General features: G+C 67.4%; 27 protein-coding genes. 5 read left to right on the top strand and 22 right to left on the bottom strand.

The genetic code is table 11. The annotated features are described in order from the left end of the window. Positions 1-13: 13 nt before the first annotated feature. The 18 genes from BLQ76_RS19795 to BLQ76_RS19715 form a co-directional block, all read right to left on the bottom strand. Positions 14-1,036, bottom strand: a complete 1,023-nt coding sequence (locus tag BLQ76_RS19795) for a putative FMN-dependent luciferase-like monooxygenase (protein ID WP_090676835.1) — start codon at positions 1,034-1,036, stop codon at positions 14-16. Continuing rightward, positions 1,033-2,658 carry a dipeptide ABC transporter ATP-binding protein gene (locus tag BLQ76_RS19790; protein ID WP_090676833.1) on the bottom strand — a complete coding sequence of 542 codons (1,626 nt, stop codon included), beginning with the start codon at positions 2,656-2,658 and terminating at the stop codon, positions 1,033-1,035. The genes BLQ76_RS19795 and BLQ76_RS19790 overlap by 4 nt, the downstream gene beginning before the upstream one ends. Further along, entirely contained in the window at positions 2,655-3,518 is an 864-nt protein-coding gene (locus BLQ76_RS19785) for an ABC transporter permease (protein WP_090676832.1), read from the bottom strand. Before BLQ76_RS19785 ends, BLQ76_RS19790 begins: the two co-directional genes overlap by 4 nt. Continuing rightward, positions 3,515-4,462, bottom strand: a complete 948-nt coding sequence (locus tag BLQ76_RS19780; RefSeq protein ID WP_090676831.1) for an ABC transporter permease — start codon at positions 4,460-4,462, stop codon at positions 3,515-3,517. Before BLQ76_RS19780 ends, BLQ76_RS19785 begins: the two co-directional genes overlap by 4 nt. Further along, the gene (locus BLQ76_RS19775) at positions 4,459-6,054 is read right to left on the bottom strand and encodes a TIGR04028 family ABC transporter substrate-binding protein (protein WP_425285182.1); all 1,596 of its coding nucleotides are present in this window, start codon (positions 6,052-6,054) and stop codon (positions 4,459-4,461) included. Before BLQ76_RS19775 ends, BLQ76_RS19780 begins: the two co-directional genes overlap by 4 nt. A 520-nt stretch (positions 6,055-6,574) precedes the next feature. Beyond that, positions 6,575-7,966, bottom strand: a complete 1,392-nt coding sequence (locus BLQ76_RS19770) for an FAD/NAD(P)-binding protein (RefSeq protein ID WP_090676828.1) — start codon at positions 7,964-7,966, stop codon at positions 6,575-6,577. Between the two features lie 376 nt (positions 7,967-8,342). Beyond that, complete coding sequence (locus BLQ76_RS19765) at positions 8,343-9,092, bottom strand: ABC transporter ATP-binding protein (protein ID WP_090676826.1); 750 nt, start codon at positions 9,090-9,092, stop codon at positions 8,343-8,345. Further along, complete coding sequence (locus tag BLQ76_RS19760; RefSeq protein WP_244519745.1) at positions 9,089-9,805, bottom strand: ABC transporter permease; 717 nt, start codon at positions 9,803-9,805, stop codon at positions 9,089-9,091. Before BLQ76_RS19760 ends, BLQ76_RS19765 begins: the two co-directional genes overlap by 4 nt. A 73-nt stretch (positions 9,806-9,878) precedes the next feature. Continuing rightward, positions 9,879-10,724, bottom strand: coding sequence for an ABC transporter permease (locus BLQ76_RS19755; protein ID WP_090676824.1), 846 nt, complete (start codon positions 10,722-10,724; stop codon positions 9,879-9,881). Between the two features lie 9 nt (positions 10,725-10,733). Then, on the bottom strand, positions 10,734-11,792 hold the full coding sequence (locus BLQ76_RS19750; RefSeq protein WP_090676823.1) for an ABC transporter substrate-binding protein: 1,059 nt from the start codon (positions 11,790-11,792) through the stop codon (positions 10,734-10,736). Between the two features lie 32 nt (positions 11,793-11,824). Beyond that, positions 11,825-12,163: a 4Fe-4S dicluster domain-containing protein gene (locus BLQ76_RS19745; RefSeq protein ID WP_090676821.1), complete on the bottom strand. Its 339-nt coding sequence runs from the start codon at positions 12,161-12,163 to the stop codon at positions 11,825-11,827. Continuing rightward, positions 12,160-13,683, bottom strand: coding sequence for an FAD-dependent oxidoreductase (locus tag BLQ76_RS19740; RefSeq protein WP_280140089.1), 1,524 nt, complete (start codon positions 13,681-13,683; stop codon positions 12,160-12,162). Before BLQ76_RS19740 ends, BLQ76_RS19745 begins: the two co-directional genes overlap by 4 nt. Positions 13,684-13,806: 123 nt before the next feature. Further along, positions 13,807-14,106, bottom strand: coding sequence for a cation transporter dimerization domain-containing protein (locus BLQ76_RS19735; RefSeq protein ID WP_280140088.1), 300 nt, complete (start codon positions 14,104-14,106; stop codon positions 13,807-13,809). A gap of 49 nt (positions 14,107-14,155) precedes the next feature. Continuing rightward, positions 14,156-14,401 (bottom strand): hypothetical protein, encoded by a 246-nt coding sequence (locus BLQ76_RS19730; protein ID WP_090676817.1) that lies wholly within the window; start codon positions 14,399-14,401, stop codon positions 14,156-14,158. A gap of 299 nt (positions 14,402-14,700) precedes the next feature. Continuing rightward, a complete protein-coding gene (locus tag BLQ76_RS19725) occupies positions 14,701-15,144 on the bottom strand; it encodes a GGDEF domain-containing protein (protein WP_210184197.1) in 444 nt (147 codons plus the stop codon). Continuing rightward, positions 15,119-16,189 (bottom strand): AAA family ATPase, encoded by a 1,071-nt coding sequence (locus BLQ76_RS22620; protein ID WP_280140086.1) that lies wholly within the window; start codon positions 16,187-16,189, stop codon positions 15,119-15,121. The genes BLQ76_RS19725 and BLQ76_RS22620 overlap by 26 nt, the downstream gene beginning before the upstream one ends. Beyond that, on the bottom strand, positions 16,101-17,051 hold the full coding sequence (locus BLQ76_RS22715; protein WP_280140085.1) for an AAA family ATPase: 951 nt from the start codon (positions 17,049-17,051) through the stop codon (positions 16,101-16,103). The genes BLQ76_RS22620 and BLQ76_RS22715 overlap by 89 nt, the downstream gene beginning before the upstream one ends. Continuing rightward, complete coding sequence (locus tag BLQ76_RS19715) at positions 17,044-17,379, bottom strand: DUF6634 family protein (protein ID WP_090676814.1); 336 nt, start codon at positions 17,377-17,379, stop codon at positions 17,044-17,046. Before BLQ76_RS19715 ends, BLQ76_RS22715 begins: the two co-directional genes overlap by 8 nt. 1,028 nt (positions 17,380-18,407) lie before the next feature. Here BLQ76_RS19715 and BLQ76_RS19705 point away from each other — a divergent pair. Further along, on the top strand, positions 18,408-18,692 hold the full coding sequence (locus tag BLQ76_RS19705; protein WP_170842686.1) for a helix-turn-helix domain-containing protein: 285 nt from the start codon (positions 18,408-18,410) through the stop codon (positions 18,690-18,692). 880 nt (positions 18,693-19,572) lie between these two features. Beyond that, on the top strand, positions 19,573-20,517 hold the full coding sequence (locus BLQ76_RS19700) for an ankyrin repeat domain-containing protein (RefSeq protein ID WP_139184075.1): 945 nt from the start codon (positions 19,573-19,575) through the stop codon (positions 20,515-20,517). Between the two features lie 209 nt (positions 20,518-20,726). Here the strand turns inward: BLQ76_RS19700 and BLQ76_RS19695 are convergent, their stop codons facing one another. Beyond that, entirely contained in the window at positions 20,727-21,614 is an 888-nt protein-coding gene (locus BLQ76_RS19695) for a hypothetical protein (RefSeq protein WP_090676809.1), read from the bottom strand. A 236-nt stretch (positions 21,615-21,850) separates the two neighbouring features. Between BLQ76_RS19695 and BLQ76_RS19690 the strand changes: the two genes are divergently transcribed. After that, positions 21,851-23,161: a hypothetical protein gene (locus BLQ76_RS19690; protein WP_244519743.1), complete on the top strand. Its 1,311-nt coding sequence runs from the start codon at positions 21,851-21,853 to the stop codon at positions 23,159-23,161. A gap of 9 nt (positions 23,162-23,170) precedes the next feature. Here BLQ76_RS19690 and BLQ76_RS19685 read toward each other — a convergent pair whose 3' ends face one another. Together BLQ76_RS19685 and BLQ76_RS19680 are read right to left on the bottom strand one after the other, a co-directional pair. Further along, entirely contained in the window at positions 23,171-24,109 is a 939-nt protein-coding gene (locus tag BLQ76_RS19685; protein ID WP_090676807.1) for a hypothetical protein, read from the bottom strand. 64 nt (positions 24,110-24,173) lie between these two features. Beyond that, positions 24,174-25,097, bottom strand: a complete 924-nt coding sequence (locus BLQ76_RS19680) for a hypothetical protein (RefSeq protein ID WP_090676806.1) — start codon at positions 25,095-25,097, stop codon at positions 24,174-24,176. Between the two features lie 429 nt (positions 25,098-25,526). Between BLQ76_RS19680 and BLQ76_RS19675 the strand changes: the two genes are divergently transcribed. Next, a complete protein-coding gene (locus BLQ76_RS19675) occupies positions 25,527-25,751 on the top strand; it encodes an HNH endonuclease (RefSeq protein ID WP_244519742.1) in 225 nt (74 codons plus the stop codon). A gap of 131 nt (positions 25,752-25,882) precedes the next feature. Here the strand turns inward: BLQ76_RS19675 and BLQ76_RS22755 are convergent, their stop codons facing one another. Beyond that, positions 25,883-26,008, bottom strand: coding sequence for an SDR family oxidoreductase (locus BLQ76_RS22755; protein WP_342028269.1), 126 nt, complete (start codon positions 26,006-26,008; stop codon positions 25,883-25,885). A 270-nt stretch (positions 26,009-26,278) separates the two neighbouring features. On the opposite strand from BLQ76_RS22755, the gene BLQ76_RS19665 reads away from it, so the two are divergent. After that, the gene (locus BLQ76_RS19665; RefSeq protein ID WP_090676802.1) at positions 26,279-26,620 is read left to right on the top strand and encodes an SPW repeat domain-containing protein; all 342 of its coding nucleotides are present in this window, start codon (positions 26,279-26,281) and stop codon (positions 26,618-26,620) included. Positions 26,621-26,712: the final 92 nt, after the last annotated feature.

Genomic DNA, 26,712 nt, shown 5'->3' with positions numbered 1-26,712 from the left:
GATGGTTCGAATGTCAGACCGCGCGAGCCAGGACCGGACGCGGCCTGTCCCGCCAGCCGAGAGCGGGGGCGACCTCCGCGGCGAAGAGCTCGATCGAGCGCAGGATCGAGGCGTGCGGCGGATCGATCGAATGGACCTGAACCGATACCTCGGTCGCATGCGTGAGCGTCGCATCGCGCGACAGGCTTTCCGCCACCTCGTCCGGCGTGCCGACATGGCTGTCGAAGGTGCGCAGGAGATCGTCGAGACCGTCGCCGAGCAGCACGTGTCCGTGAGCCGCGAAGTGAGCCGCGACCCGCCGCAGGCCGATCTCGGCCAGACGCTGCGCCTCGTCGCGCCGGTCAGCGACGAAGACACTGCGCGAGGCGAGGATACGCGGCGCGACGCCCGGCGGGAGCGCGGCGTGGTAGGCCTCGACGATCGGAAGCTGAAGTTCGGCCAACGCCAGATCCGGTCGGCCCTTGGGGCGCGGCTGCGTGCGCGACAGGAGCAGCCCGTCGCCGGCCTCGCCCGCGCGCTGGCCGCCCGACGCGGAGAAGGTCGCCTGCCAGACGCGCCGGTCGAGGTCGCCGGCCGAGGGGTAGAGCCGGTTATCGCCGCCCAGCGCTTCGCCGCGCAGCGCCCGGCGAAGCGTCTCGACCTTGCGCCCGAAGATCGCGCCCCGCTCCGCGCTGTCGAGATCGAAAGCGGCGAACGAGGAGGCGGTCCCCCCGGAGCCAAGGCCCAGTTCCAGCCGACCGTCGGACAGCGCGTCCAGCACGGCGGCATCCTCGGCGACGCGAACCGGCTCGTCGAGCGGCAGCGTCACGATGCCGGTTCCCAACCGGATCCGGGAGGTCACCGCGGCGACGTTGGCCAGGAACACGAAGGGCGAGGGCTGGCCGCCCTCGTCGCGGTTGAAGTGGTGCTGGGCGATCCAGACCGTGTCGAAGCCGAGACGCTCGGCATAGACGATCTGCTCGCGGGCCAGCCGATACCGTTCTGCCGGCTCTGCGTCGTCGAGAATGCGGGTAAAGAACCCAATGCGCTTGGTCATGTGGATGCGACCTCGTGGAAGGATGTCGGTCGGGGGCGACCCGGGATGGCGTCGACGAGCTCGCGCGTGTAGGCGGCGGATGGACGGGCGAAGACGTCCTCGACACACCCTTCCTCGACGACCTTTCCCGCCCGAAGGACGCTGACGGTATCGGCGATCGCCCTCACGACGGCGAGGTCGTGCGAGATGAAGAGGTAGGTGAGCCCAAGCTCGCGCTGCAACTCGTCGAGGAGGTGCAGGATTTGCGCCTGGACGGTGACGTCGAGCGCCGACACCGCCTCGTCGAGCACTAGGACGCGGGGCTGGAGGATCAGCGCGCGGGCGATCGCCACCCGCTGGCGCTGGCCACCGGACAGGGCGGCGGGACGCCGTTCGGCGAGATCGGCGGGCAGGTGAACGCGTTCGAGGATGGCACTCACCCGACTGCGGCGTTCCTCTCGAGAAACGGGCTCGAAGTTGAGAAGCGGCTCCTCCACGATCTCGCGCACGCTCTGGCGCGGATCGAGCGAAGCGAAGGGGTTCTGGTAGACGAGCTGGATCGTCCGCCGGTAGCTGCGCAAAGCCGCCCCCTTCAGCTTCGCGACGTCCTGGCCGGCGACCGTGACGCGACCCGCGGTCGGCTGGAGGAGGCCGAGCACGGCGCGGCCCGTCGTAGTCTTGCCAGAGCCGGACTCGCCGACGAGAGCGTGGGTCGTACCGGATGCGATGCGAAACCCGATGCCGTCGACAGCGCGGGACCGGCCCCGGCCGGCGGGGAAGTCCTGCACCAGCCCTTCCACCTCGATGATCGGCGGCGCGTCGATCGGCGCGGTTGTCTGCCGCGCGGGTGCAGCAAAGGCCGGCGCATCGCTCAAGAGGCGCTGTGTATAGCTCTCGCGCGGTGCCGAGAGCAGCGTGGACGCGTCCCCCTGTTCGACGATCCGGCCGCCGCGCATCACCACAATGCGGTCGGCCCGGTCGGCCGCGACCGCCAGATCATGCGTGACGAGAAGGACGGCCGTCCCGTGCTCGCGGCGTAGCTCGTCGATGAGGTCCAGGATGCGGCGCTGGACCGTGACGTCGAGCGCAGAGGTCGGCTCGTCGGCGATCACGAGGCGCGGCTTCAGGGCCAGCGCGATGGCGATCAGCACGCGCTGCTTCATGCCGCCCGACAGCTCGTGCGGGTACTGTGCGAACCGCAGTTCCGGCTCGGATAGGCCGACGCGTCGAAGAAGGTCGAGCACCTCGGCGCGGATGGTGCGTCTGTCGCGATGTCCGTGGAGGCGGAAGACCTCCCCGAGTTGCGTTCCGATCGTCTGCACGGGATCGAGCGAGGAGCCGGGGTCCTGAGGGATCAGGCTGACGACCCGGCCGCGAAGGGCGGACAGGCGGCGGTCCGACCAGCCGGACACATCCTCGCCGCCGAGCAGGACGCGGCCGCTTTCGACGCGCCCGTTGGCCGGCAGGAGGCCGATGAGGGCCTGGGCGGTCGTGGTCTTGCCGGATCCCGACTCGCCGACCAACGCTACGACCTCGCCCGGCCGGACCGCGAAGTCGACGCCTTGGACCACCGCGCGGCCGTCGTAGCTCACGTTCAGGCCCTCGATGCGAAGGGGCGGGACGCTTGCGTGTGCGGCGCTCATCGGCCGTGTCCCGACAGGGCGCGGCCGACGCGGTTGGCGGCGAGCACGACGACGATGGTGGCGAGACCCGGGAAGACCGTGAGCCACCACGCGCGGGCCATGTAGTTGCGTCCCTCCGCGATCATGAGGCCCCATTCGGGCGTTGGCGGCGGCGCGCCGTATCCAAGGAAACCGAGTGCCGAGATCTGGAGGATCGCCCAGCCGAGCTGAAGGGCGGCATAGGCCAGAACCGTCGTCATCGAGTTCGGCAGGACGTGGCGCCAAAGCACCGCGGCAAAGGTGCCCCCCGAACCGAAGGCGGCCTCCACGTAGTCGGACCGGCGGACCGTCATCACCTCGGAGCGCACGAGGCGCGCGAAGCTCGCCACGGAGGTGATACCGACCGCGACCGCGACCTGCACATGACCGAAGCCGAGGATGACGATGAAGGCGAGCGACAGGAGCAAGGTCGGGATTGCCAGCATGACATCGACGAGACGCATCAGCACGCCGTCGGTCCGGCCGCCGAGCGCACCGGCCAGAAGGCCGACCAGCGTTCCGAGACCGAGGCCGATCCCGACCGCGATCGCGGCGCCGGACAAGGAATAGCGAGCGCCGTGCACGATCCGGGCATAGACATCGCGGCCGAGTTCGTCGGTTCCGAGCCAATGGGCGATCGATGGCGGCTTCAACTGCTGCCCGGCCAGTCCGGCGATCGCGCTGTGCCCGCTGAAGAGCGAGGGCGCGACGGCGAATAGAAGCGCGAGCGCCAGCACGGCCGTGGACAGCGCGAGGACGAACGGCGGGTGCCGAAGGCGGCCCGGCCGGAAGGTGCGGGACGTCGCGTCCGGGAGCGGTGCGATGGAGGACACGGTGCTCATGCCGTCACCTCGGCAGTTCGACAAAGGCGGGGATCGACCAGGGGGTAGAGGAGATCGACGAGGAGGTTGACGGCGACGAAGCCGAACGCCGCGACCACGACGATCGCTTGGAGGACGGCGGCATCCTGGTTGCGCACGGAACGCTCGGCTAGACGGCCGATGCCGTTGAGGCCGAACACGGTCTCGGTCACGACCGCGCCCGCCAGAAGCTCGCCGAACAGGAGGCCGGCGATGGTGAGGACAGGCAGGAGCGCGTTGCGCAGCGTATGGCGCAGGAGGACCTGGCCCCGCGTCGCGCCCTTGGCGCGGGCGACGGTGACGAAGCCCTGCGTCGACAGGGCATCGAGATTGCGCAGGAGGATCTGCGCGATCGGCGCGGAGATGGGAACCGCGATGGCCGCGACCGGAAGGATCAGGCGCTCCCAGGGTCCCGGGGCGATCACCGACACGAGGCCGAGGCGGAAGGACACGATCTGCACGAGCACAATGCCAAGCCAGAAGACCGGGATCGAGACGAGCAGACCCGGCAGCGCCGCGAAGGTCTCACGCAGGAGGCGGAAGGGCGGCAGCGTCGCGAGGAGCGTGACGGCCAGCGCCAGGGCGATCGCTGCGACGAAGGCCAGACCCGAAAGCCAGAGCGTTGCGGGAAGGTTGGCCGCGATCTCGCCGGCGACCGAGGCGCCCGAGGCGATCGAGAAGCCGAAGTCGCCTCCGAGGAAGCCGACGAGCGTGCGCAGATATTGGGTCCATACCGGATCGTCCGCGCCGTAGAAGGCGCGGATGTTCGCCACCGCCTCCGGGCTCAGCCCCATGTCGCCGCCGACGAAGCGGATCAACACCGCGTCGCCCGGCATGAGCTGGAGCAGCACGAAAGAGGCCGTGAAGGCCGCCCAGAGGACGAAGGCCGCCTGTGCAAGGCGACCCAAGACGAGACGTCCGGTCATTTATCGAGCCAGACGCCGTAGAAGCTCGGGCGCCCGACGGCCTCGAAGGCAAGACCCTTCACGTAGGGTGCCGAGCCGTAGACTTGCGGCTCCTCAAAGATCGGGATCGCGTAGGCCTCGTCTACGACGTAGCGCTGGACGTCGCCCGCCAGCGCCAAACGCTTCTCCGGATCGGTCTCCGCCGCGATGCCCTCTAGCAGTCCGTTCAGCTTGTCGTCCCGGAAGCTCTTCACCTTGCCGCTGACGCCGCCGGTCTGGAGGAGGACGTTTCGGTTCTTGGGGTAGTACTGACTTTTCAGGACGTCGGGATCGGCGCGGCCCACCATGGCCGGCGAGACGGCGGTCTTGGCGGGATCGAGGTTGTCGGCGACCGCCGAGCCCGCGTCGCCGCCGAGCACGTTCAACTTCACGCCAAGCGTCCCCCATTGTTGCGCGACGAGCTGGAGGGCCGCCTTGTTCTGCGGCTGCGGCAGGGACTCGTAGGCGGTGAGTTCCAGACGCTGTCCGTCCCTCTCGCGCAGACCGGACGCACCGACCTTCCAGCCGGCCTCGTCGAGAAGGGAAGCGGCCTTGGCCGCATCGAAGCCAAGCTTGTCGGAAAGGTCAACGTAGCCGAGCGCGGTCGAGGCGATCACCGAGGTCGCCAAAGGATAGTTCTTCGAGAACAGGGTCTGGACGATGGCTTGGCGGTCGGTCCCGTGCAGCAGCGCCCGGCGAACCTTCGCGTCTGCCACCAGCGGGTTGTCCGGCCGGAAGACGATGGAATTGTTGACGCCGCGCGTCGAGGGGGCGGCGATCGTGAATCCCTGCGAGGTCAGCCCATCCTCGTCATAGGCCTGGATTTGCCGCACGACATCGCCCTGTCCCGCGGTGAGGGCACCGATCCGCACCCCGTCCTCGGGTACGATCACGTAGCGGATCGCGTCGAGGAAGGGGCGGCCCTGATGCCCAAGCTTCGCGGGGCCCCAGGCGTAGTCCTCGCGTGCCTTGAGGGCGAGCTCGGTGCCGAGCGTCTCGCTCTCCACGACGAAGGGACCGGACCCGATGATCAGCTTGGCGTCGCCCAGCTCGGCGAAATTGCGCTTCAGGGTGGCGGGCGCGACGAGGCCGGAGCCGATCACGGAGGTGCCCTGGAGGAAGCCGGGGCTCGGCGCCTTGAAGCGGAAGCGTACGGTGAGCGGGTCGAGCACCTCGGAGCGCTCGTAGTTGTTCACTACTTCCGAAACCGGAAAGTTGCGCTCCTTGTTGCCGAGGCCGAACGTGTCGAAGTTCAAGGCAACGGCCGCGGCATCAAGCGGCGTGCCATCGGAGAAGGTGACGCCGGGTCGCAAATGGAACGTGTACTGCGTGGAATCCGTGTTCACCTCCCAACGCTCGGCGATCCACGGTTCGATCTCCAGCGTCTTCGGGTTTTGGTAGGTCAGTTTGTCGGTGATCTGATTGAGGATGCCGCCGTTCGGATAGAAGCCACCGGCCGGAGGGTAGAGGACGGTGTGGGGTTGCTGCTCGAGATAGATCAGCGTCCCGCCGGTCTTCGGGGTCTCCTGCGCGAGGGCCGTGGACGCGGCGAGCGTCAAGGCCATCGCCATCATGCCGAAGCCACGGCGGGTCAGGGCGGGGAAGGGGCTTCGGATCATGTCGGCGTTCCTTCGAAGAGGCTGTCACTCGGGGCGTCGGCACCGCCGACCCGGAGCCAAATGTCTATCTTTTTTGTAGATTGAAAAAGCACGTCGATGCTGACGTCGCCGCAAGACAGGAAAAGACATTCCAGTTTTCTGTTCCGCAACATCGGAGCCGGCGGCTGGCCGAACGTCCTCGCGATCGGTCAAACCGACGCGCCGTTCCGGGGACGACCCTGCTCGCCGTCAAGATCCGCGTTCGGTTGCGATCACACGCGTCACGGGCGCCCTAGCCGGTGCCGCGCAAAGATAGGGTCGAACCCGGTAGGGTCGCGTCAGGCGGAAGGCCGTCGATTCCGACGTTTCAGGCCTCAGCCTGCGAGGGAAGGGAACGGTTTTCAGTTCTGAAGAGCAAGGCCGCGGTCCGTTCCGGGCACCAATGTCTCACTGCCGCGCCCGCACCTTCACGGCAGAGGTTAGCTGAAGTCCTCGATCACGCGTTGGAAGAAGGGTTCGCCGCTGACCGAGACCGGCTCGTTCTCACGCCTTCCACGAACGTCGCGGCAAGCTTCCCGCACTGGACGCGGATGTCGGGGACCGCCGTGATCTCCCAGAAGCGCGCCCGCGTCACCGGCCCGACGGCGAACAGGCGTGACGAGGGCGTGCCTGCATAATCGAGAACCGAACCGTCCTCGTGCACATCGATCCCGATGCCGAGCGGGTCGAGGCGAGCGCGACCTTCCTGGATCAGCTCGGCAACGAGATGGCCGCTGCTGGTGGTGGGATCGCGAAGGATACCGGTGCAGTCGATGATGCGATCCGCCGGAAACGTTCGCGTTTCTCCTCCGCGCTCGGTCAACGTGACGCGGGATCCATGTCCTGCAAGCGACCCGGGATGGATGCGACCTGCCACCACCCGCAACTGCCCCGATGCCATGGCATCGCGGATCATGCGAGCGGCCTGCGGCGCCATCCGATGGCGGTGGACTTCCCAGAACGTGCGGCCGTGGCGCAGAAAGCGGCGTCTCGTTTCGACCGGCATGGACTGCCAGAGAGCGCCCATGTGGGGGCGCAGCGCGTCCACGATGCCGCGCCAGTCGCCGCCGTGTTCGGACGCGGACCGGGCTGCGTGTCGCAGCCAACGCGTCAGCTCCGAGAGCCGGGCGCCGAAGGGGACGTCGGCGACCTCGATCTGGATCGTCGCCGTCAATGCGTGAACACGGGGTAGAAGGCCCCGGCGCGATACTGCGGTGATCGGCCCGCGATGGCCTCGGTTTCTCAGAAGCGCGACGTTGTCGACCATCGACAGTCCGGTGCCGAGTATGAGAACTGCATCGTCAGGAGCGATCGACAGTTCGTCCGCGCTGCACCAAGGACCCGAGATGCGGGCGCCGGATGCATGCTGGGGCTCGGCATGTCCCGTCGCGAGCACGGCTACGTCGGCTTCCTCCACGCTCCCGTCCGCAAGGATCGCGCGGATCGCTCTAGGCGTGTTCTCCAATCGGACGCACTGGCCATGTACGACGCGAAGGCGACCGTCGCTACGATTCGCCCAAGGATCCAGGAGACCGCGCAGATAGTCCCGGTAAAGGCGGCGCGGGACGAAGCCGCCGGGATCGAGAAGGTCCTGCGTATGGTCTTGGCTGTTGTCGTGAAGCCAGCGAAGGAAGTGATCCGGATCATCGGGAAAGGCACTCATGCCCGCGGTGCGGGTGTTGAGGAGATGGTCGGGATGATCGGTCGAGTAGGCGATGCCGGCGCCGATCTCGGCGCGGCGCTCGATGATCGTTACGGCAACCTTATCCGTATCAACCCGAAGGAGCTGCGCTGCCAGCAAGACGCCGCTCGCGCCCCCGCCGATGATCAGGATCCGTCCGGCCTGCATCTCGTCAGGCCTCGCCGTGCGATGCGGAGGGGACCACAACAGTCCACATGTCCGACCTCTGCATATGCCCTCGCTTGCCAATCCGGCGCTGATTCTCCCTATCTATCTATGAAAAAACTAGACTGTCGAGCTTGCAGTTCGTTGCGTTGCCCCGGACCGCGGTTGCATCGTCGTGGCGCATATCGTGAGTCGGCAATACCTTCCGACGTCGGCCCAGGATCGCTGCCAAGACCACGCGATCTCGGCTCCTTTTCCCTAGAGAACGGGCGGACCATGCATGCCGCGGGGCCGAGCATCCTTCGTGGCTCGCAACGAATGAAACGCGTCGTACGGTCTGATCGGGAAGCGCGAGATCAAACAGGCATCCCCGACCGCGCTAGTGCTGCGATCCCAGACCCGACAGAAGATGGCGCTTGAGTTCGACCAGTTCGGCACAGTTGCGGTCGCGGGGACGGGGCGCGTCGACGACCACCGTCTCGACGATACGTCCGGGTCGAGAGGACATGACGACCACGCGATCAGCTAGGAATAGCGCCTCCTCGATGTCGTGCGTGACGATGACGATAGAGACGGCGCGGCGTTCCCAGATCCGGAGCAGTTCCTCTTGCAGGCGGATACGGAGGAACGAGTCGAGTGCACCGAAGGGCTCGTCCATGAGGATGACGCGCGGCTCGGTCACAAGCGCTCGGGCGATTGCCGCGCGCTGGGCCATGCCGCCCGAAAGCTGGCGGGGATAGGCTCGTGCGAATTCGGCAAGGCCGACGAGGTCGAGGTGGCGCCGAACCCGTTCGCTCCGCTCCGCCGCGTCAAGGCCGAGGCTGTCCAGCGCCAGGTCGACGTTCTCGGCTGCCGTCAGCCACGGAAACAGGCGGTGGTCCTGGAACACGAGGCCGCGGTCGGTGTCGGGCCCTACGATGTCGCGTCCCTCCGCTCTCGCGCTTCCCGAATAATCGCGGTCGAGACCGGCGGCGAGTCGTAGGAGCGTGGACTTGCCGCATCCCGAAGCGCCGAGGATCGCGACGATCTCGCCCTCCTGCACGTCGAGGTTCACCCCTCTCAGCACGGGGACCGGCAGGCCATCCACCCGGTAATCCTTCGTGACGCCGCGAAGTTCGAGCGCGCTCATCGGGACGCCTCCAGCCAGGGAAACATTCGGTTGAATGCCACGCGCGACAGCGCGTGGAGCGAAACGCCCACCCCGGCCAAGACGATGACACCGACCGCGACGAGATCCATGCGGAACTGGTCGCGCGCGCTGGCAAGGAAGCTGCCGACGCCCCGTCCGTTGCCGATGGCATATTCGGCGCCCACCGTGCCGATCCAAGCCGAGATCAGCGCCACGTCGACGCCGATGCGGATGGAGGGAAGGGCGGATGGCAGGACGAGCCTGAGCAGACGGGTCCGGCGTCGGACCGCGAGCGCGTGGCCGACCTCCGCCAGCCGGGGCGGGACGTCGTGCATGCCGCGTTCGGTGGCAAGAAAGATCGGAAAGAAGCACGAAAGGGTGGTGAAGGCGATCTTCGTCGCCTCGCCGTTGCCGAACCATGCTGTCAGCAGCGGGATCCAGGCAAAGAGGGCGACCTGCCGGGCCGCGTGAAGCGGGGGCGACAGAGCCCGCCCCGCGGAGCGGGAGAGTCCGCATAGGGCGCCGGCGGCAAGACCGAGCAGGCCTCCGAGGACTCCTCCAGTCGCTACCCGTGCCAGGCTTTGAGCGAGGGCTTCCCAGGCCTGCCGTCCGTTGGGGTCGAGGAAGGGGGCCAGGGCGACGTCGACGGGCGAGACGGCCAGCGGTCCCGACCAGATGCCGGACGCGACCGCGGCAATCCAGAGAAGGATCATCGCTGCTGGAACCGCGCCGCCCCGAACGTATCGGAGCCTTGCAGTGGAGGCAGGCGTTGGCGGGGAAGCGATCTCAGACATCGGCGCCGTACCGACCCGCGACCAACCGCTCCGCATGGCGCAGGAAGGAGTCGATTGCAAAACCCGTCGCGCCGACCACGATCATCCCGGCGATCACCAGATCGAGCTGGAAGAGCGTGCGGCCCCACACCATCAGATAGCCGATGCCGTCCGTGCCGGCGAGCATCTCCACCACGACGAGCGACACGAAGGCCTGACCGACCGAGAGGCGCAGGCCGCGGAACAGGAACGGCGTGGCGGCCGGAAGCGTCAGCCGGCGGAACCGGGAGAGGGGCCGCAGGCGCATGACGTCGGCTGCCTCGGACAGCTCGCGCGGGACGGCCCGCCCGCCCTCCATGGCGGCGATCGCCATCGGAACGAAGCAGGCCTTGGCGAGGATCACGATCTTCAGCGACTCCTCGATGCCGAGGACCAGGATCAGCGCCGGAATCCACCCGAGGGACGGGACGGCGGCAAGGGCTCGAAAGGTTGGGCCGAGATAGTCCTCGAGCCGTTGCGATCGGGCCAGCGCCAAGCCAAAGGCAAGGCCGAGCGGCGCTCCGATTACGAGCCCGAAGAGGATGCGCCGCGCCGACAAGGCCAGGTTAACAGACAGGTCGCCCGCTTTCGCGAGATCGACTAGGGTCTCCCAAACCAGGGACGGCGGCGGCAGGACTTGCGACGACATGAGTCCCAGACCGCTCGCCGCCTGCCACAGGCAGAGGATCGCAACCGGACCGATGAGGGTCAGAAGCGAACGGACCGCCGCCGAGTCCTTCAGGCGCAAGGCCGGGCGCCAGCGCGCTGCCGACGCCCTTTGCCTGCGTGAGGTCGTGACCGCCTCGGTCTGGAGCGACATCGCGCCGCCTCAGTTCTGGAGGGCGGCCGGCGCCGATCGTTGCGTCCAATAGTCTTGGAGAGCGAGCGACTTCAGCGACGCGTCGAGGAAACGGGAGTCGACCCAGGCGTCGAGGTCCACGTCGGCGCGGATCAGTTTCTGCTCGCGATCGAAGGCTATGCCGCTCCGGTAGCGAGCGAGGAAGAGGTTGTCGAGGCGCGGGTCGTACTTGTCGCGGAGGGACGATCCCTCGTTCGCCTTGCGGATGATCTCGACGGGGGTTCCCGCCCGGCTCCAGATCCGGAACGCGTCCTCGCGGTTCTCGTCGTGACCCAGCCACTCGGCGGCGCGAACGAGACCGTTGACGACCTTCTGGGTCGCTTCCGGATACGCCTCGGTGAAGTCCTGCGTTCCCAGGAAGGCGCCGAAGCCGTCGCCGGAAGCGCCTTGGTCCGAGGACTTGTAGAATACCTTGGCCAGACCCTTGGCTTCGAGTGGCAGGAGAAAGTCAGCGCCGAAGGCCGCGTCGACGCTGCCGGCGCTCAACGCGGCGAGCTGGTCGGCGTTCTTCAGGTCGACGATCGTCACGTCCTTCTCGGTAAGGCCCGCGGACTTCAGAGCCGAGATCAACCCCCAATGGATGATGGTCGCCTTCTGGATGGCGACCTTGCGGCCCTTGAGATCGGCAACGCCCTTAATGTCGATGTCGGGGCGCGACACCCCGAAGATCGTCGTGCCGCCATAGGAGGCGAGGATCCGGGTCGGAAGCCCGCGCGCCTTGCCGATGATGTTGGGTACCGCGCCATAGGAGGCGAAGTCGAGCTGGCCGTTGGAAAGCGCCTCGTTGATCGCCGGCCCCGTTCCCGTGAAATAGGTCCATTCCAGCTTGACCGGCGTTCCCTTGAACTCGTCGGCGACGAAACCCTTGGCATCGGCGATGGCCTGGAGTCCCACACCGAAGGGTGTGCCGAAGCCGAAGCCGACGTCGCCCAAGCGGATCACCTGCGGCAAATCCTCGGCGGAGGCGATCGCCTGGAGCGAGGTCGAAAAAAGGGCAGCGAGCGCGAGGCTCGAAAGGATGCGACGCATGGACTGGGTCCTCCGGGATGTCTGGGACGGGGTCACGGCACGATCGTGCCAGCTTCGAAGATGCGGTAGCTGAGGTCGTCGCGGGTGCCGCGGGGCTTGGCGTTGCGCCAACCCATCTCGCGCCGGAAGCTGCCGAGCACTCCGCGCGCGACGAGGTCGGCCTCCGACACAACGTCGCGCTCGTAGGTCAGCGGCGAGACGTAGAGGGCGTCGACCGGGCAGTAGAGCTCGCAAAGGAAGCAAGTCTGGCAGTCGCCCTGCCGTGCGATGACGGGCGGGGCGTCCGGCATTGCGTCGAAGACGTTGTCGGGGCAGGCGGCGACGCAGATGTCGCACTGGATGCAGCGGTCGTGGCTGACGAGCTCGATCACGATGCCAGCCTCCGTTCCGCGCCCGGCGTCTCCCGCACCCAGGCAGCCCCGATGCCGCCGGCAAGAAGGCTGCGGGGGCTTCTCGGGTCGGCATCGGGAAAGTCGGTCCGACGCTGGAGTCCCCGGCTCTCGCGGCGGGCCAGCGCGGCCGCCGTCGCCCAGCGCGCCGTCGCCAGAAGCGCTTCGGCTTCCCGGGTCCGTCCGGGCCCTCTCCAGGATCGGTCGCGCCACAGCGTCTCGAAGATCGCGGCGCTTTCCGTCAGGCTCGCCTCGTCGCGGAAGAAGCCGCGGTCGAGCGGTTGCATCCGCTCCTTCACCGCCTCGACCACATGCGATGGGCTCTGCCGTTCGCTCCCGGCGTCTCCGCCAGCCGGCACGGCGGTCCGGGTATGCTTGCGGGCGCCGAGCGCCGACGCGAACGCCGCGGCGGCCTCTCCGGCCCAGGAGCCCGTCGCCATGGCGAAGCTCGAGTTCGGACCGCCTCCGCCGCTCACCGCGCCGGACATGCGTTCCCGCGAGCTCGCGTCGCCGACGGCATAAAGGCCTGGGACCGTCGTCTGCCCGAGGTCGTCGGCCAGGACGCCGCCGGTGCCGCGCACCGTGCCCTCGTGGCGCATCGTGACTTCGAAGCGTTGGGTGAAGGGGTCGATGCCCATCCGGTCGAAGGGCACGAAGATGTTGGGCTGGCCCTTCCGGAAGCCCTCGCGCAGGCGTGGCGAAGCCTTGTCGAGGATGGCGAAGACGGGACCGTCGAGAAGATGCCACGCGATGCCGTGGCGGTTTCCGGCAAGGTCGAGCGCTCGGCCCGACGCGTCGGAGAAGGTCGCCCAGAAGTAGACGACGCCTTTCGTAACGCCGGAATTGACTGGCGAGATGCCGTATTGCGCCGAGAACTCCATGCCGGAAAGGTGCGCCCCCGCCTCGACCCCGAGCAGGTAACCGTCGCCGGTCAGGTTGTTGGTGCCGAGCGCGCCGCTAAGAAATGCGCAGCCGCCCGTCGCGATCACCACGGCGCCCGCCCGGACCGTCCAGCGCTCGCCGGTCCGACGATCGTAGCCTGTGGCGCCGGACACGATGCCGTCAGAGACTAGAAGACCATCGGCGGGGCATTGGTCGCGCAGTGCTGCGCCGCGCTTGATCAGGCGCTGACGCAGGAAGCGCAGGTAGTCGACGCCACGCAGCATGCCGCGGTACGGCCGGCCGTCCTCGTAGGATGGGAACGGGTAACCCCAGTCGGCCAGTCGGTCGAGGTTCTCCTTCGTGCGGTCGAGGACGCGCTCGATGAACGTGGGGTCGGCAAGCCCTTGCCCCAGGCGCACGCGCTGCTCGACGGACATGCGGCGCTCGGCAGTACCCCGCGCCGTGTAGATGATCGTCGTGTTGCCGGAGGCGGTCGCACCACCCGTGCCGACGTACCCTTTCTCGACCAGCATCACCGAGGCGCCGGCTTCCAACGCCGACATGGCTGCCCAGCATCCGGCGGGGCCGCCTCCTACAACGAGAACATCAACCAGTTCCACCACGATCTACCCCTTCGAACTGCCATCAATCTACTCATCTAGTAGACAGCAATGCTAGGGATTCCCGTGTCGATCTATGCCATCGATTGAGAAGGGATTTTCGTCGATAGCTTTAGTAACGGCTCAAACGGATTGGCCGGCAGTTTCGCTCGCCGCGATCTGCTTGGCGCGTTCGATGCTCCTGCGATGGGCATCGAAGCTCTGCGCCTCGATGAACACGCGCGTCACTTCCGGGTGCGCCCGCTTGATGGCGCGCTCGATGCTGGTGACGGTCTCCTCGACCGAGGCCGCCTGCATCCGGTCGTTGAAGTCGAGGCTGAGGGCAACGAGAACGTCGCGCGGACCAAAGTGCATGGTCAGGAGCTCGTTGACCCGCTCGACGCCGGCGCCTCCCGCGGCGATCGCACGGATGCTGCGCTGGATCTCGCCGCAGTCCTCGATTGGATCAAGCGATGACAGACCCTAGTGGCGGTCACTCCTCCCGAAACTCGGCCGGCACCTCGCCGAAGCGGCTGAGCACGACCGGCTCCTCCAGCACCTCGCCCGTGTCGGTATCGACCGTGTGCTGGATCGCGACCACGCCGACCGCGGTCGTGGACGCCCGCTCGGCCCGCGCCACCGCCTCGTCGGCCGTGCGGAAGTCGAGCGCCCGGCCGCCGATCAGGCGCTTTCCACTGCGCTCGAACAGTTGCACGATGAAGAGCGTTTTGGCAGGCATCGTCGTCTCCAGGTCGGGGCAGGACGAGAGGTGTCTACGCTCCACCCTGATGGCAAGGCGGTGCGGCCGGTTACCCATATGTCGTCCACAGGCGCGCCGACACAGGTTGACCCGTACCGTTGCAAGAACAGATAGTGAACGGATCGGCTGACCGATTCGGGTCCGTCGGTGTCCAACCATCTGAACGATCCCGCGTCGTCCCATGCCGTCACCCCTGGACCAACCCCAACTGGCGGCGCTGCGCGAGCGCGTCCGATCGCTCGAGGGAACTGCCGACGCCGGCAGGATAGATCGACAATTTACTGGTCACGCCAAGTGGGCTGCCCGTCCTCGTGGAGTGCAAGCGCTGGCGAAACCCGGAAGGGCGACGGGAGGCCGTCGGACAGATCCTGGACTACGCAAAGGAGCTCAGCCGCTGGACGTCGGCCGATCTCCAACGCGAGGTCGGTCGGCGGCTCGGATCCGGCCGACACGATGGCGGTGAACTCGTCGCCGTCGATTAGCGCCAACTGGTCCGTCTCGCGGATGCCGTCCCGTAGGCGTTCGGCCGTCTGCCGCAGCACCTCGTCCCCGACGCTATGGCCGAAGCGGTCGTTGATCGACTTGAACTGGTCAAGATCGGCGAGGATAATCGAGAAAGGCCGCTGGGTAGATCCGGCCTGTCGGAGCGTCGATCGACAAGCAAACTTCATCCAAGAGGAATTCGACGAGTACCGATCAAGCGATCCGGATGTCACGCTCATCTGATAGTTCCTTCGCAACACTCTCGACTTCGGCGCGCCGCCGTTGGACATGCGCCTTCGCCTCGCGGAGGCACTTCGACAACAGTTGCTCAACCCGTCCCGCAAGGCCCAAGGCATCGTTTTCGGCAGGCGACGTACCCATCGGCACTGACGATAGCCGCTTGCCAAGACCCAGCGAGCGCTCCGCCGACTGTGCGAGCTGCGTCGCTCGAACGAGGTCCGCATCCGCCGCGCCCCCAGACCCGCTACCCCGCGACCCGAGCAGCACCTCCTCCGCCGCCACACCCGCTAGCAGCATGACGATGGTGGCCTCGACGCTCTCACGCGTCGTGTCGAACCCCTCGATGACGTTCAGCTCGGTCCGAAACTCGTCACCGCTTCGCACCCGGCGCCGGACGGTCGCCATCGTTGGCACGAAGCCTGAAACGGATGCCAGTTCACCTCCGACGACGACATGGCCCGCCTCGTGGACGCAGACGCGCCGGAAGGCCGCCTCGGACAAGAGGACGCCCTTCGGTACGGCATCAGCAAGGTCAATTTCCCGCAGGTCCCGGCCGGCCCGCCGTGCCGCGGCCCGAGCCTCGCGGACGAGTTGCGCCAGGACCGCTCCCGAAACCTCGCCGATGTCCTCGGCAAGGCTGGTCAGGTCGACTTCGACGGGCTCGCCGCGCAGGTGATGCTGTAGGATGCCAACCCGTCCCTCGGCGTCGGGAAGCTCGACCTGGATGTGCCGACCGAACCGTCCCGGCCGCAGCACTGCCGGATCGATGGCGTTCAGGTTATTGGTGGCTCCCACAACCACGACACCGGCGCGGCCGACAGTGCCGTCGAGGCATTCAAGGAACCCGTTGACGACCTGGCGCTGGTAGGAGGCGTGCTCGCCCACGGGCTCTTCACGACTGCCGACGGAGTCCAGCTCGTCGACGAAGAGGACGCACGGTGCGGCCTTCCTCGCCTCATCGAAGGCTGCCCGCATGGCCTTCAGCATGTCCCCCAAATGACCCTTGGCCTGCCAAGCGGCGACCGAGTGCGACAGGAGCGGCACGCCGCACGATCCGGGCCAACGCCTTCGCAAACAATGTCTTGCCTGTCCCCGGTGGGCCGAACAGGACAGCGCCATTCTCGATGTCGCCCCAAGTCAGCGTCTTAGCTCGGTACCGCGCGAGGTCCGCGGCCAGCGACAGGCCCCAGCTTCGTGCCTCGCCCATCCCCGGCATGTCCTCGAGGCGGTTGGGTCGGTGGTCGGCCGCGACGGCAACGGGTGTCTTAGCGGTGACCCGGCGTTCGTCCTTCGCCTTGCCCTTCCTGTCGTTGCCCATATCGATGACCCGACGCAGCCGTCTGGCGACGGTCCGCATCCGCTCCCCCGTCACGCCGGGCCGCAGCACCAGGTTGAGATGGGTCAGCGGAAGATGCGCTAGGCGCGCAACGAGCGCGTCGTCGGGACGAAAACCCGCGACCCGCTCGACGCATGCGGCGATCGGCTCCCGCCGGTCCGCGAGCGTCAGCACGGCGTCGGCAATCGTTGCGACCACGGCGGGAACCTGCGAGCGGGGACCGCAAAGGACGATCATCGGACGGGTGGCGACGCTAGCCTCGAGCACCAACCGCTCGACGTAGTTCGGTCGTTGGCTTCCGGGATCCGTCCAGTCGTAGACCTTGGCGTCGACCTGGAAGAAGTCCTCGTCGTCGCCGCCGATCAGTTGCTGAGCCGAGAGATGCAGGGCCGCCGCGTCGACCGGGCGGATGCCGTGGACGACGACAAGGCTGGCCTCCCGCTCCAGGGCCTGCGCGAAGCCGCCCCGCACGAACGTCGCGCGCAGGAGTTCATCGCACAGCCGCGCCGATGGCGTCAGCCGTCCGGCGATCGAGGCGGACGGCTCGTCGAAGTCGAGGCGCTTACGCATCGGTTGTCTCCGTCGCGGGCCTGCCGAGGCGATAGAAGCGGCTTTCCGTGCGGGCGAAGCCGTCCTCGAGCGAGATGACGCGGAGCGGCGAGGTGGCGGCGGGGCGGCGACCGGACAGACGCGGATGGCCGTGGGGCCGGCCGACGAGGCAGGCGACAGACCGGATGGCGGGCGACCAGCCGTCGAGCAGGGGCGCCCGTTCCAGGACACTGCGGGGCGGCGTGGTGTGGTCGCGCAGATGGCGAAGGTCGCGCAGGAGTTCGGCGGAGCGCTCGATCTCTTGGTCGAGCTCGTCCGACCACCCGGCGGACGGGAGGATGACGGTCATGTGCGATGGCTCTAGCTGTGGCCGCGGCATGGCGGCATGGACTGACGTTGGGGTCGGTGTCAGTCGCCTCGCCGTATCGAACTCCCCCGCGACTGGACGATCCCATTCGGCGACAGGAGGGTAGAACGGGTTTCAGTTTCCACGAACTGCCGCCCGCTAGTTGACGTGGCAGGTTCTGGGAGCGGCGAGGTTTCTGCGACGCATCGCCGGATCCGAGCCTCGAATTCGGTGGCATTCCGTTGCACGACAGCCGTTGCGATGCCGCCCGGTTCGACGTTGCCGCCTGCCTGCCGCGAGGCTCTCAAGTAGGCGGTTCTAAGGAGCCATCCCAGGCTTTGCCAAACGACGTCCGTCCCGTCTCCCTCTGCCTCCCAATCCTGAAAGTAGGCGATCCTTACCGCGTCGAGCGCCACTGCCAGAGCGGCCTTCTCTGACCCGAGGTGCGCGAGGTAGACACGGCATCGAAGGAACGCGCCTAGCAGTTCTGGGTGCTGTGTCCCTGCGTCGGGTCCAACGGCATCGGCCAGGCCTTGGACGGCCCTCGGGGTAGGGCCGTCCAGGAGCCCGACCAGCGCCGGGCGAATCCGTTCCGCGACCGAAGGGTCCTCTAGCGCCGCGCACCAAGCCAGCAGCTCCCGCGCGAACTCGGCCGAATCCTTGGCGATCTCGCCGGACGCGAACGGGAACCCGCGCAAAAGTTGCTCGACCGAAGGAAGGTGGCTCCCCTCAAGGGTCCGCCTTCGCAGTTCGGCGTCGGCGAGCCGACAGCGAGTCCTGACAGCCGGTCCGGGACCGGGCAAGCTCGTCGGGGCTTGCTGCTGCGCGTCTGTGATCATCATCGATTTGCCCTGACGTGCGGCTGGTCGCCGCTCGGGAACCGTGCGCCGGACCCGAATCAGTGTGGCCCTGCCCCGGCGGGGACATTGCCAGGATACGGTATGATAGACAACATGTAATCCTTCGGGTATGTTATTTGATACTTGTCGGCAAATTGTTGACAAGGTCGCCTGTGTCGGCACCTTGGCTCGGTGAGCGGGGACCCGAACATCCTGAGGGCTGCGAGGCTCCTCCTGTCGATCTCGCAGGAGGAACTCGCGAGGCTGTCCGGCGTCAGCACCCCGTCGATCAAGCGGATCGAGGGCGGCGACCGGCGCGTCCTGCTGTCGAATGTGGACGCGCTCAAGCGAGTCCTGGAGGAGCGCGGCGTCGTTTTCCTGGGCGCGACCGAGACGATGGGGCCGGGTTTCAGGGTGTCTCTATCGCTCGCGGACGGCTGGGAGAGCGGGGCCTCGCGCGGGGTGCCGAAGGACTGACCCTCCCTGGGCTCGCGGATCCTATGTCGATAATGACGGTTTGGTTGTAGCCGGACGTAGGTTGCGGCCTGTCACCCTCGACGGCCCATAGGATAGGTCGGTTTGCATGCAGTTTGGCGATGGCGTTCGGCCTTGGCCGTGGTCCGGGAGGTTACGGTGACAAGGGACGCGAACTCGGCGCGATGCAACGCGCGGTGTCTGGCGGCACGATCTAATCAATCATTGGAGATCGGTGCGAGCGTTCTGTGCGGTTTCTTAAGTTATTGAAAGAAATAGCTCTTTCCGATTTGAGGTCAGGCTTTTTGGATAATCGATTTCAGGATTTTGGATGGGTTGAATAGAATCAAACGGTTAGCGGCATCGCGATTGGTTGGAAACGACAATTGGCATGGTGCGGGTCAGGTGACGATGGCCCATGAGAAGAGCGGTTCGTTCGGCGTCGCCTTGATGGGCGCGGAGCCGTTCGCTGCGCGCCGTATCCGCGGCGGCCACGGCTTGGGGTGATTGGTCGCCGCTATTCTCGAGGCGACCGCAGAGAAGGACGGGTCCACGCTTCGAGTGGCGCGAAGCGTTGGTGGGATGAACGTCACGACGCCTTCGCCGGCAGATCGTCCGGGTGGACGTCCCAATATTGCGGACTGAACGGCACGGTCACTCGGATCCTTGGGGTCGGCTCGACGGCACTGCGTGCCGTGTCGGGAAGGCGTCATGGATCCCAGATCGGAACGAGCAGCAGCGCCGGGCGGGTGTCGCCGATCTGGAACGGGACGACGAAATTGCCCTGGTGAACGGAACACCCGTCACCGGGATCGCCTTTTCAGAACGTCCCAACGGATCGCTGGAATCCGAAACTGATTTCGCTGATGGTTTGCCGAACGGAATGACGTCCAGTCCTGGCACCGCCCCAACGCGGTTCGTCGTCTTGGCGGCGATAATAGCGGTCGCCGTGCCGGCCCTCGCCACAGGCGGCGCACCGGCGGCGGCCCCTGCCTGCAGGGAGGCCGACGCGACCACGAAGCCCATCCGGGAACTCGTCCTGGAGGCGGCGACGAACGGGTCAGCCGGGCGCGACATGGTTTCGGCAGTGTTCGCCGGCGATCGGGCGAGGGTGCATGCGCTGGCGCATCGGGATCCGGCCCTTCTGCTGACGCATGTACCGCCGGCTCGCTATCCCGATTTTCGCCCCGATGGCCAATGGGGCGACCTTCTGTCGATCGCCATCATACGCTGCGACGCCCCGATGCTCGAGGCATTGCTAGCGGCAAGCGCTGCGCCGGACGGCGCTGTGCCGGGGCTGCCGCTGGATACGGCCGTCGCTGCGCACGACCTCACGGCCATGCGCCTGCTTCTGGCGACGGGAGCAACTCCCGACCCGAGCGGCCCGAACGCGAGATGGCCGCTGCGTACCGCCGCGCGCGTCGCCGATCCCGCCGCGGCGAAGCTGCTGATCGCGTTTGGGGCGCGGATCGATCGTGTCGACGGGACCGACAGCACCGCCTTGCAGGATGCGGTCGACATGGATGCGATGCGGGTCGCCGAGGTGCTGGTCGAAGCCGGCGCCAATCCATGGGCCGTCGGTGCCGGTGGCGCGTTGCCGGCCTACGGGATCGGGCAGCCGCTGAGGCTGACCTCACCTGACGAGGAGGCGGCACGAATGCGCTTGGAGGCAAGTTTGCGCGCGGCTGGGACGCCGTGGCCGGCGCCGAACCCCGGCGCGGTCAAGGCGGCGATCCGCGAAGGGCGCTGGCCGCCCGAGGCCCTTGCCACGGCGGGAGCTACAGCACCGCCGCCGGCGGTTCTCCAGGCGCTGGGTGCGCCGCGTTGAACGCCCGGTCGGGCGACCGAGCGCATCGACGGGTCCAGAGTATGACGGGCGGTCACGTGCCGGGCTTCGCAGCTGGCTGAGGTGCCTGCGCTTTCTTCGACCGGATCTCTCCGTCGGCAGCGCTTCCGTTCGCGGCGCTTGCGAAGACGCAGCCGCCCGTGGTGCGTCTTGTCGCGATCGGTCTCGCGCCAGTCACGGCTTGCCAGGCGTCAGGCGATCGCACCTCCGGGACCTGACGCCTCGTGGAAGAGATCCTGCCCGGCCTGGAGGCGTCGATTGAGTTCGGTCAGCGTTCCCGCCCGGATGGCGACGCAGACAAACGTCTGGTCGCCCGAGTCGCCGTAGACGAATTCGCGCGGGTCGTCTGGCCGTGCGAAGCGGCCGAGCGCGGGAATGAGGTCGGCCGGCGGATACTTCCAGAGATATTCGCAACTCACCGTCCGGCTGGTTCCGTCGATCGAAAAGGCGATCCGGGCCGTTCCCTGCTGGCCGCCCGGCGGCAGCGTCACGGTGATGTCGCGAGGCCGCACGGCATGGTCGAGCGAGGCGAGAGCGGAGGCCGTGATCTCGGCGAGGAGGGGGGCATCGTATTCGGTATGGGCCGGCACGAACGTCATGCGTCCGATACGACGGTGCCCGGCGTCGTGGAGGGCTGCAAACGAGCCGATGGCCTCGTGGAAGCCGATCGGATGGTCGGGATCGAGTTCCCGGGCCGCCCGCCATAGCGATGTTGCGTCGATCTCGCCCCACTCCAGGCCGCCGACCGCCTCGAGCGCGCCGATCGTGGTCTCGATGATGCGGAGTTCGTCCGGCGACGGATCGCCGAGGGGAATGGCCCGGGCCGGCTCGTCGGCGATCGTCCGACGGATGTCGGGGGCGACTGTATCGTCGACGGCCTGCCGCTCGGCTTGGATGGGCCGCCTCGCAACGCCGAAGTCCGGCTTCACGAGGCCGACGCCCGCAAGGACCACGAAGGTTAGACAAGCGGCAAGGCCCGCCCACCCGACGACGTCGAACGGGCGCCGGAAGAGCACGAGCGCACCCGCCGCGAGAGCGAAGAACGCCATGCCCAACCAGAGCTCACGCTGGGACGGCATGACGATCTCCCTGCGCCGACGAGCCGAACAGAACCCGGGCGCGCCGGCCTGGGGAGGGGGTTGCCTCGGTGCGAGACCGGCGGAGATGGGGGGCGCCGAAGGCTGCGGGAGCGTTCTCACCGTCGCCGTTCCGTTGGGAATCGGTCGAGGGAGGCTGCTCGCAAGGAAGCATGGAATGGGCGTTTCCGTCGTCGTCAGGTTGCATTAGCTTCGTCCGCCGAACGAAGGAGAAGCCGATGACGTTCGATCCGCCATCCAGCCCATGTCGTCTCGCATGGCACCTCGCCGCACTTCTGGCGATGGCGGGGGGCGCGCTTGTCGCAACGGGCGCCGTCGCCGAAACCGTGACGATCGGCTCGATGAGCTTTGAAATTCCGGACGCGAGTTCGGGATGGAAGTCCCAGACGTTGAAGGACGGCTTCATCCTCCAAAAGGATTTCCCGAAAACCGAGGAGAACCGCCGCAAAGGCGCGGCCATGATCCAGGTCATCGGGCCGTTCGCCAACCTACCCGGCTCGTTCGACAAGGGCTTCGACACGGTGGTGGGCCTCATCCAGGGCATGGCGGCGGAAGATATTACCACGAAGTCGAACGGCACAACGATCAACGGGCATCGGATCCGGCAGGAGTACCGCTGCTGCGGCCGGCTGAACGAGCTGTCGGCCGGGCAACGCGTCGTCGGGGTGGCCTCTCAAGGCAAGCAGGCCTACTTCGCGCTGCTCGACATCCAGCTTCGCGGCGACGCGCAGGACAGCGCCGAGGCGGATTTCGGCGCGCTCGTCCGCTCGCTGAAGCTGGAGGGAAGCGACCGCGCCTTCGAGCTCGTCCCACGGGAGGGCGATGGCGGCCTCGACGGTGTCTACACCCATCTCGATACCGGCGTCAGACCGAACGCCTTCGGGGGCATCGACTTCTATTCCGACAGCGAACTCGCCGTGTTCGACCCTTCCGGCCTCTACGCGACCGAACTGCCCGCAGACGGGGATCTTGCGGAGCACTGCCGCAGGGAGCCCCGGACCTGCGGCTTGTACGCGCTGAAGGGTGGGGGCTTCCTGTCCCGCCAGAACGAGATCGAGATGCGAGCCGTCGACGACGACTTCGGAACGCTTGCCGCGGAAACCAAGCCGCTCCAGCAGGCCGGCGGGGACCTGATGATCGGTGAGGCCAGCTACACCCCCGTGCCGCCGCTGCCGGAGGGCACGTCATTCGAGGGGCAGTGGCGCTTCTTCTTCGCATCCTCCGGGATGACGGCCTCGAGTTCGGGCGGCGTCAGCTCGGAGCGGATCCTGCAGCTCGGGCGCGATGGGTCGTTCCGGCGGACGGGATCCACGGGCGCCATGTCGAGCCAAGAGGTCGGGGGATCGCGCGTCGGTTTCGCGTCCAGCGGCGAGCGGCCCGTCGAAAGCGGGCGCTACCGCGTCAAGGATTACACGCTGGAACTCGTCGGCGACGACGGAAGCACCGAGCGCCTCTCGATCTTCGCACCGGAGAAGGACTCGGACGATCTGCTCGTGATCGACGGGTCGAATTATCTGAAGCAGAAATAACGGCTCCGTTCAGTCTCGGACCGCGGCGCGCTTCCGCAGAGCCAGAAGCGCGGCCGCCGCGCCCCACGGGTCGTCGTCGATTTCCGGCAACTCGTCCTCGCGAAGCGGCACCGCCTCGATGAGGCTCACCGGCCCGAACGGCAGCGCTTCGATCAAACGTGGATCCATTCTCAGGGCCATCCGCGTCATCGGCAGGCAATCCTCGGCAAGACGGCAGAACAGGATCGCACCGTTGGTCTGGACGTCCCGCAGGACGCGGTAGCCGTCGGCGACGAGATCACCGACGCCGATCAGGACGTCGGACCAGAGGGCCACGGAGGCCTCGTCCGCCGCGATCGGATTGCCGGCTCCTCCGAGGCGCATGACGATCTCGCATTCGACCCCGTTCTCCGGTGTCGTGACACCCGCCCAGGGGGTCGAGAGACCATCGGTCGCCAGGACGGTCGTGTCGTCGACCGTCACCTGCAGGATGCGGCGATGGGGCTGGAACCACTTCGTCTGGCCGTGGACGTTGGGCGCCCCGCGTTCCGCGGCAAAGGCGGGCGCGACGCTTCCCACCGCGTTCCAGAAGCGGCGACGCGCATCGGCCGCGGCGGCATAGACGGGATCGCTGGGCCCGCGTGGAACCAGCGCGGCGTCGAAGGCCGTTTCCAAAACGACCTTACCGCGTTGCCAGGGCAGCTTCGCCCGGGTCCAACGGACCCTCACGAGATTGATCGGCATCCCGGCGTTCCCGCCGAGCCGCTCCACGATCGCTTCGAGCTGATCGAGCCGTGGGCCATCCGAATCTACGAGCGAGCCGTCGCGGGTTTGGTAGCCTCCGCTACAGCTGGCGTGGCCGGCCTGCATGGTCGTGAACGTCCAGTCCCCCCGGACCGCGCCTGCCGGCGCCCTATCCAGCACGGCGCCGAGATCGCGGACGGCATCGTCGGCGGAGTCGCTTGCCATCGTATCCCCCATGCTGACGACGGGGCAGGCCTAGACCATGTCATGCTGGGCCGCGGCGCGCGAGCTACCAGCGCCGCGCTCGTGCGGGCGCGACGACGGTTCGGAAGCGCTGATCGGACAGGTCGGCGACCCGCTTCAACGCTTCCTCGCCTCGATCGGCGAAGCGGCGCATGTTGCTGCCGCGCAGCCGAAATAGCTGGCCGTGGCGCCCGAACAGAAGGTCGCTGCCGTGCCAATCCGCCCAGTTGGCCTCGCGCAGCTCGAACAAGGGCTCACCCGCCCCGTCGAGGACGCGGAAGGTGAGCTCGTACCACGAACCGTTGGGGCGTGCGATGCCGTGCAGATGCTCCTCCAGCCAACACCTGCTGCGAGAGCGCTTGCGCCAGACTCGTGGCGGGTCGATGCGCCAGTAGCCGCCGTTCCGCTCGCGCTGGCGCATGGCGTGGCCGCCTTGCGCCAGCGTCCAGCCGTCGCGCCGACGCCGTTCGCCCCAGATCGGCTCGTCCTCGCCAGAGCCGGCGTCGACGCCGAAGGGCTCCACCACCATGCCCTTCCCGAGCGCGAACCCGTTCGCCAGCACCGCCTCGTCGGGTCGATGGTTGAGGCGGATGCGCGTTTCGGTCTCGAACAGACCGCCGCCGCCCCAGGTGCCGCTGGTCTTCGGCCACAGCGCAAGCGCGGTGAAGTAGGGTGGGCGCGAGACGGCGCTCCAGGCGCCGAACTGGCTCGGTTGCTTGAAGGCCAGATAGACCAGAAGCTTGCCCGACGGAGACAGGTCGCAACGGCGTTCGTAGATGCGACCCGCGAACCACTGGCCGGGCACGACCGTGTCGCTGGACAGGTCCCAGCGCAGCATCTGCACGTGATCGGAGGGACCGCGCCGGAACACCACGGCGACCGGCGCGTCCCGTGCGATGATGGCGTAGAGGCGTGTCGCGTGTTCGGTGACGTGGGCCGATCCACCTGCGTCCTGTCGGTCGGGTTCCATAGCCGATGTCCCGGTAGCGTTCCGATCCTGAGAATACCCGCTTCCGGTCCATTCCACAGTGCTTCGAGGAGGTGCCACGAGGCGATCGCGACATCGCATCGGGGCCGGGCGATCGGCTCCAAGGCCACGGACCCGCCATGGACCCGGCGCTTGCACGAGCGTTCCGATCGGTGGTCGCCGGTGGCGCCGACCGTCCGAGCGTACCGGAGCCTCGGCTGGGTCCGTTCGTCGGCTTGACCATGCCCTTCGAGCCCCGCATCAGTCGCCCCGAGGGCGATGGCACTCCCGCCGGGTGCCGCGTCCGTTCCATGGGCTGGGAGGCTGGATTTGGCGCGCAAGAATCGGGATGCCGATTGGTCTACCAACGACGCGGCCGAGAGCCGGCCTGCCGAGCCGTGTTGGCTTTGTGGACGGCCGCTGGGGAAGACGGTGGACCGCTTCCATCCCATCCCCAAGAGCCGGGGTGGTCGCGAGACCGTCGCCGTCCATCCCATCTGCCGCGAAACCATCGATGCCAACTTCACGGCCAGCGAACTGGTCCGCCATGCGGAAGCCGGGACGCCGCTGACCGACAACGAGACGGTCGCACGTTTCGTGAAGTGGGTTAGCAACAAGCCGGCCGACTTTCATTCCGCGACGAAAACAGGTCGGTAGGCAACGAGGACATCTCCCGCCCTCCTCGGGGACGAGGAGGGCGATGCCCCGATCGCCCTTGGCGACGGCCGGGCGCGACATCGAGCACGCCGTGTCGCACCTGACCCCGGGGGATGTCCTTGGGGGTCCGGTCAGACCTGCGCATGGCCACCGTCTACGAAGAACTCGACCCCGTTGGCGAAGTGCGCCTCGTCGGAGGCCAGGAACGAAACGGCATGGGCGATCTCTTCGGCCTCGCCCACTCGACTGAGGGGAATGCGCGTTCCCAGCTGATCCAGAAAACGCTGCTGCTGGGCGGCGTCCTCGCCGACAGGCGCGACGAGGCCACGTTCGCGTCGGCGAACGCTGTGACGGAGATGGCTGCCCGGACGCGTGTCGAGCGTCCGGTTCGCGATCCTGACGGTGTCCTGGAACTCCGCCAGCCGAGACGGTCAGCAGCCTATCCATTCCGCTCGACGTCTGCGGGAACACTTGGCCTCCCGTGAGCTTGGTCCTGCTTACGAGGCTCGTCGGAGGCGCAAGGGCGAATGATCCCGACCCAGGTCCACGGCGTCATCGACTACGTGTACGGCGTTCTGCTGGTCGTCGCGCCGTTTCTGATCGGCTTCGTAGCCATCCCGGTTGCGGCATGGATCCTCGTCCTGGCCGGCGTTGGCGCGATCCTCTACAGCCTCCTCACCGACTATGAGCTCGGCCTCTACAGGCTGATCCCGATGACGGTCCACCTGGCGCTGGATGTCGTCGCAGGAGTTTTTCTGGTCCTATCGCCCTGGTTGTTCGGCTTTGCGGACCGCATCTGGTGGCCCCACGTCGTCGCGGGGGCGATATCGATCGTCGTTCCGCTGTTCACGAGCCGGCTGCCCAGTTGAGCGGCACCTGAGCTTTCTGCGCAGAGGACACACCGCCACGAGCGGCGGTCGCGGCCGCATCCGTCACATCCCAGCAGCGCGATGACGGGTCG

It is taken from the genome of Aureimonas jatrophae (assembly GCF_900104035.1).
Taxonomy (GTDB): Bacteria; Pseudomonadota; Alphaproteobacteria; order Rhizobiales; family Rhizobiaceae; genus Aureimonas; species Aureimonas jatrophae.
This window is presented reverse-complemented; position numbering and strand designations above follow the sequence as displayed.

What these genes read in the sequence shown, in the direction of transcription:
- BLQ76_RS19795 (WP_090676835.1), bottom strand. Translation starts at nt 1,036, where the DNA reads ATGACCAAGCGCATTGGGTTCTTTACCCGCATTCTCGACGACGCAGAG.
- BLQ76_RS19790 (WP_090676833.1), bottom strand. Translation starts at nt 2,658, where the DNA reads ATGAGCGCCGCACACGCAAGCGTCCCGCCCCTTCGCATCGAGGGCCTG.
- BLQ76_RS19785 (WP_090676832.1), bottom strand. Translation starts at nt 3,518, where the DNA reads ATGAGCACCGTGTCCTCCATCGCACCGCTCCCGGACGCGACGTCCCGC.
- BLQ76_RS19780 (WP_090676831.1), bottom strand. Translation starts at nt 4,462, where the DNA reads ATGACCGGACGTCTCGTCTTGGGTCGCCTTGCACAGGCGGCCTTCGTC.
- BLQ76_RS19775 (WP_425285182.1), bottom strand. Translation starts at nt 6,054, where the DNA reads ATGATGGCGATGGCCTTGACGCTCGCCGCGTCCACGGCCCTCGCGCAG.
- BLQ76_RS19770 (WP_090676828.1), bottom strand. Translation starts at nt 7,966, where the DNA reads ATGCAGGCCGGACGGATCCTGATCATCGGCGGGGGCGCGAGCGGCGTC.
- BLQ76_RS19765 (WP_090676826.1), bottom strand. Translation starts at nt 9,092, where the DNA reads ATGAGCGCGCTCGAACTTCGCGGCGTCACGAAGGATTACCGGGTGGAT.
- BLQ76_RS19760 (WP_244519745.1), bottom strand. Translation starts at nt 9,805, where the DNA reads ATGATCCTTCTCTGGATTGCCGCGGTCGCGTCCGGCATCTGGTCGGGA.
- BLQ76_RS19755 (WP_090676824.1), bottom strand. Translation starts at nt 10,724, where the DNA reads ATGTCGCTCCAGACCGAGGCGGTCACGACCTCACGCAGGCAAAGGGCG.
- BLQ76_RS19750 (WP_090676823.1), bottom strand. Translation starts at nt 11,792, where the DNA reads ATGCGTCGCATCCTTTCGAGCCTCGCGCTCGCTGCCCTTTTTTCGACC.
- BLQ76_RS19730 (WP_090676817.1), bottom strand. Translation starts at nt 14,401, where the DNA reads ATGCCTGCCAAAACGCTCTTCATCGTGCAACTGTTCGAGCGCAGTGGA.
- BLQ76_RS19725 (WP_210184197.1), bottom strand. Translation starts at nt 15,144, where the DNA reads ATGAGCGTGACATCCGGATCGCTTGATCGGTACTCGTCGAATTCCTCT.
- BLQ76_RS22715 (WP_280140085.1), bottom strand. Translation starts at nt 17,051, where the DNA reads ATGCGTAAGCGCCTCGACTTCGACGAGCCGTCCGCCTCGATCGCCGGA.
- BLQ76_RS19715 (WP_090676814.1), bottom strand. Translation starts at nt 17,379, where the DNA reads ATGACCGTCATCCTCCCGTCCGCCGGGTGGTCGGACGAGCTCGACCAA.
- BLQ76_RS19700 (WP_139184075.1), top strand. Translation starts at nt 19,573, where the DNA reads ATGACGTCCAGTCCTGGCACCGCCCCAACGCGGTTCGTCGTCTTGGCG.
- BLQ76_RS19695 (WP_090676809.1), bottom strand. Translation starts at nt 21,614, where the DNA reads ATGCCGTCCCAGCGTGAGCTCTGGTTGGGCATGGCGTTCTTCGCTCTC.
- BLQ76_RS19690 (WP_244519743.1), top strand. Translation starts at nt 21,851, where the DNA reads ATGACGTTCGATCCGCCATCCAGCCCATGTCGTCTCGCATGGCACCTC.
- BLQ76_RS19685 (WP_090676807.1), bottom strand. Translation starts at nt 24,109, where the DNA reads ATGGCAAGCGACTCCGCCGACGATGCCGTCCGCGATCTCGGCGCCGTG.
- BLQ76_RS19680 (WP_090676806.1), bottom strand. Translation starts at nt 25,097, where the DNA reads ATGGAACCCGACCGACAGGACGCAGGTGGATCGGCCCACGTCACCGAA.
- BLQ76_RS19665 (WP_090676802.1), top strand. Translation starts at nt 26,279, where the DNA reads ATGATCCCGACCCAGGTCCACGGCGTCATCGACTACGTGTACGGCGTT.